Origin of the sequence: Yoonia sp., assembly GCF_036770585.1 — a bacterium.
GTDB lineage: Bacteria > Pseudomonadota > Alphaproteobacteria > Rhodobacterales > Rhodobacteraceae > Yoonia.
Genome location: NZ_DAIPIW010000126.1, coordinates 1 through 3,375 on the forward strand (window position 1 = coordinate 1; position 3,375 = coordinate 3,375).

At 60.7% G+C, this 3,375-nt stretch carries 5 protein-coding genes; 4 read left to right on the top strand and 1 reads right to left on the bottom strand.

Going from position 1 to position 3,375, the window contains the following annotated elements; genetic code table 11:
* Nucleotides 1-268, bottom strand: a 268-nt coding sequence (locus V7N12_RS13860; RefSeq protein ID WP_333715245.1) for an NAD(P)-dependent oxidoreductase, incomplete at its 3' end; no start/stop codon positions are given.
* Between the two features lie 136 nt (nt 269-404).
* Between V7N12_RS13860 and V7N12_RS13865 the strand changes: the two genes are divergently transcribed.
* From V7N12_RS13865 to V7N12_RS13880, 4 genes are all read left to right on the top strand, one after another.
* Nucleotides 405-860 carry an Lrp/AsnC family transcriptional regulator gene (locus V7N12_RS13865; RefSeq protein WP_333715246.1) on the top strand — a complete coding sequence of 152 codons (456 nt, stop codon included), beginning with the start codon at nt 405-407 and terminating at the stop codon, nt 858-860.
* Nucleotides 857-1,309, top strand: coding sequence for an Lrp/AsnC family transcriptional regulator (locus tag V7N12_RS13870; RefSeq protein WP_333715247.1), 453 nt, complete (start codon nt 857-859; stop codon nt 1,307-1,309). Before V7N12_RS13865 ends, V7N12_RS13870 begins: the two co-directional genes overlap by 4 nt.
* Before the next feature lie 72 nt (nt 1,310-1,381).
* Nucleotides 1,382-2,137 (top strand): GGDEF domain-containing protein, encoded by a 756-nt coding sequence (locus V7N12_RS13875; RefSeq protein WP_333715248.1) that lies wholly within the window; start codon nt 1,382-1,384, stop codon nt 2,135-2,137.
* 59 nt (nt 2,138-2,196) lie between these two features.
* Nucleotides 2,197-3,324, top strand: a complete 1,128-nt coding sequence (locus V7N12_RS13880; protein ID WP_333715250.1) for an aminotransferase class V-fold PLP-dependent enzyme — start codon at nt 2,197-2,199, stop codon at nt 3,322-3,324.
* The last annotated feature ends 51 nt before the right edge of the window (nt 3,325-3,375 follow it).

Consider the following 3,375-nt stretch of genomic DNA (forward strand, 5'->3'; position numbering starts at 1 on the left):
ACGTCTCGGCCTGCAATTCATCGGGCATGGTGAACATGATCAGGTCGCACCATGCTGCCGCTTCGGCGATTCCCATGACCTTTAGACCTTCGGCCTTGGCCTTTGCCGCCGAAGGCGAGCCGTCGCGCAGGGCGACGACAAGGTTCTTGGCGCCGCTGTCGCGCAGGTTCAGGGCGTGGGCGTGGCCTTGGCTGCCATAGCCGAGGATGGCGACCTTCTTGTCCTTGATCAGGTTCACGTCGCAGTCGCGGTCGTAATATACGCGCATGGGTTCTGTCCTTTGGTTGGCGTGTTTTCTGGCGCTCTTATATCGAGATTGGTTCGATTTGTGAGTGTTGGATCATGAGTATTTTTGAGCAAAGCGAGGATTGTTATGTGCAAATAATCGGCATATCATTATTTCTATGCTTGACGACGATGATCGCCGACTTTTGCGCCTGATGCAGGCCGATCCTGCGCTTGGCGTGCCGGCCTTGGCAGAGCTGACCGGATCGACACCCGCACGGGTGGGGCGCAGGCTGGATCGTCTGCGGGCCGAGGGCGTGTTGCTTGGCAGCCGCGCTGTCATCGATTGGCGCGCGCTGGGATATAGTGTGGCCGTCAGTTTGCGGATCACGCTCGACAAGGCCGTCGCGCGGGCATTCGACGAGTTTATCGCCGCAGCCCGTCTTGTGCCGGAAGTGATCGAAATCCAGACGTTTCTTGGCCGTGTGGACGTGCGGCTGTCGCTGATCGCCCGTGACTTGCCGGACTACCAGCGGATCTACCGCGAGGCCATCCTGCCCTTGCCCCATATCGCCGATATCGAGGCGCTGATGACCGTCGCGACCGTGAAATCAGACGAAAGCCTGCCCCTGTGACACGCGACGAGATCGATCGCGCAATTCTGCGCAGCCTGCAGGCCAGTGCCGATCAGTCGACAACGCAGTTGGCGGCCAGGCTGGGTCTCAGCCAGCCCGCGGTCTGGCGGCGGATCAAGCGCCTGGAGGAGGCAGGCGTGATCGCGCGGCGGCGTCTGGTGCTGGATGCGGAACGGGTGGGGTATGGGGTGACTGTCTTTCTGGGGATCAAACTGGCCACGAAGGGCCGCGTCAGTCTGGAAGACTTCGAGCGTGCGGTCGGTGCCATCCCCGAGGTGCAATCGGTCGCGCATGTCCTGGGCCTTTATGACTACCGCCTGCGGGTCGTGGCCCGCGATCTGGCCGATTTCGAGCGGGTCCTGCGGCGTCGCATCATGACGATGCCGGGGGTAGGGGATGTCGAGGCGAATGTGCTTTTGAGCGAGGAACGCCGCCCGGGGCCGATTTGATCCGCTCGGATTAGCCTTTGTTTAATGTCGCGGCGCTAGGAAGTCACGATTGTCAGCCGATGGGCCCGCGCCGTGCTTCCTGTTCGAAAACCCATTCACGTCGTTATCGGGATCACAGTCGTCGTCCTGCTGGCCGTGGGCCTGATCCAGATTCATGTGGCGATCAACTATCCGCCCGAGATGCACGATGTCATCCGCATCAGGGCCACGATGGCGACGGTCGTTGTCACGGGGCTGCTGGCCACGCTTATTCTTCTGCAGCAACGCCGACTTGTTCTGCTGGCGGACGAACTGCAGCGCCTTCTGGACCGTGACCGGCTGACGAACGTCGCGACGCGGGACTTTTTCTTCAACCGGATGAACAAACGGCCCGAAGCCTATGGTGTCTCGCTGATGGTCGACATCGACAAGTTCAAGACGATCAATGATACATACGGCCACCTTGCGGGCGATCAGGTGATTGCGCGGGTGGCCAATGTGCTGTGCAGAAATGTGCGCGGGGATGATCTGGTATGCCGGTTCGGCGGAGAGGAATTTATCGTCTTCCTGCATGATCAAACACTCGAAACCGGCTTCGCCATCGCAGAGCGGATGCGCCGGACCATCGAAACGGATGTGGTCGATTTCAACGGCATAGCGGTCAGCGCGACCGTTTCGATCGGTGGTTCTCTCAAGGATCACATCATGGACATCGAACTGGCTATATCAGAGGCGGATGAGGCGCTCTATCGGGCCAAGGCATTGGGGCGCAACCGGACGGTGTTCGCGGGCGCGGAGGTTGGAAAGGAAGGGGGTGCGGCAATCGATCCGGGCGATGCTGCCGATTGACGGCTTTGCCTGATGCGCATTGCTTGGTAAGGCTGGTGCGACAGTGCAAGGAGCGTGACATGGACAGCAGACCGCAGGCAGTCGATCCCGATGGGCTGATGGAGTTTTCGGTGGTCTTCACCGACAGGTCTCTCAATCACATGTCCAAGGCCTTTCAGGGTGTCATGACCGATATCTCGGCCATGTTGAAAGAGGTCTACAATGCCGATGCGACGGCCCTTGTTCCCGGCGGCGGCACCTACGCGATGGAGGCCGTCGCGCGCCAGTTCGGCGCGGGTGCCCATGCTTTTGTCGTCCGTAACGGCTGGTTCTCATACCGCTGGTCGCAGATATTCGAGGCCGGTGACTTCACTGCCAAGACAACGGTTCTGAAGGCCCGACAGACAGGCAATGATACGCGCGCGCCCTTCGCGCCTGCGCCGATTGCGGATGTTGTCGCTGCGATCACAGAGGCGAGGCCCGATGTGGTATTCGCGCCTCATGTGGAGACATCCGCAGGGATCATTCTGCCTGACGATTATATCAGGGCCATGGCCGATGCGGCGCATGAAGTCGGGGCAATCGTCGTGCTGGACTGTATCGCGTCCGGTTGTGCATGGATCGACATGAAGGCGACGGGTGTCGACGTCCTGATTTCGGCGCCGCAGAAAGGCTGGTCCTCGACCCCGAGCGCGGGGCTGGTGATGATGTCCGAACGCGCCGTGGCGCGGATGGCCGAGACGTCATCCAATTCCTTCGCCGTGGACCTGAAGAAATGGCACGGTATCATGCAGGCCTACGAGAATGGCGGCCATGCTTATCACGCGACGATGCCGACGGACGGGCTGCGGGCCTTCCGCGATACGATGCTGGAAACGCGTGACTTCGGGTTCGACAGGCTGAAGGACGCCCAGTGGGCGCTTGGCAATGCCGTGCGCAAGGCTTTGGCGGAAAAGGGGATCAAATCGGTCGCCGCCGATGGCTTTGGTGCCCCGGGCGTGGTGGTCAGCTATACCGATGATCCGGCCGTCCAGAACGGGTCAAAGTTCATGGCCGAGGGCATGCAGATCGCCGCAGGTGTGCCGCTGCAATGCGACGAGCCTGCCGACTTCCGCACTTTCCGGATCGGTCTGTTCGGGCTGGACAAGCTTTACGATGTACAAGGCACCCTTGATCGCTTGGTGCCCGTGCTTGACCGCGTGCTCTAGGCCACCGACTCATAAACCTTCAACCAGATACGTGTTGCAGCGAGTTTGACG

What these genes read in the sequence shown, in the direction of transcription:
- V7N12_RS13865 (WP_333715246.1), top strand. Translation starts at nt 405, where the DNA reads ATGCTTGACGACGATGATCGCCGACTTTTGCGCCTGATGCAGGCCGAT.
- V7N12_RS13880 (WP_333715250.1), top strand. Translation starts at nt 2,197, where the DNA reads ATGGACAGCAGACCGCAGGCAGTCGATCCCGATGGGCTGATGGAGTTT.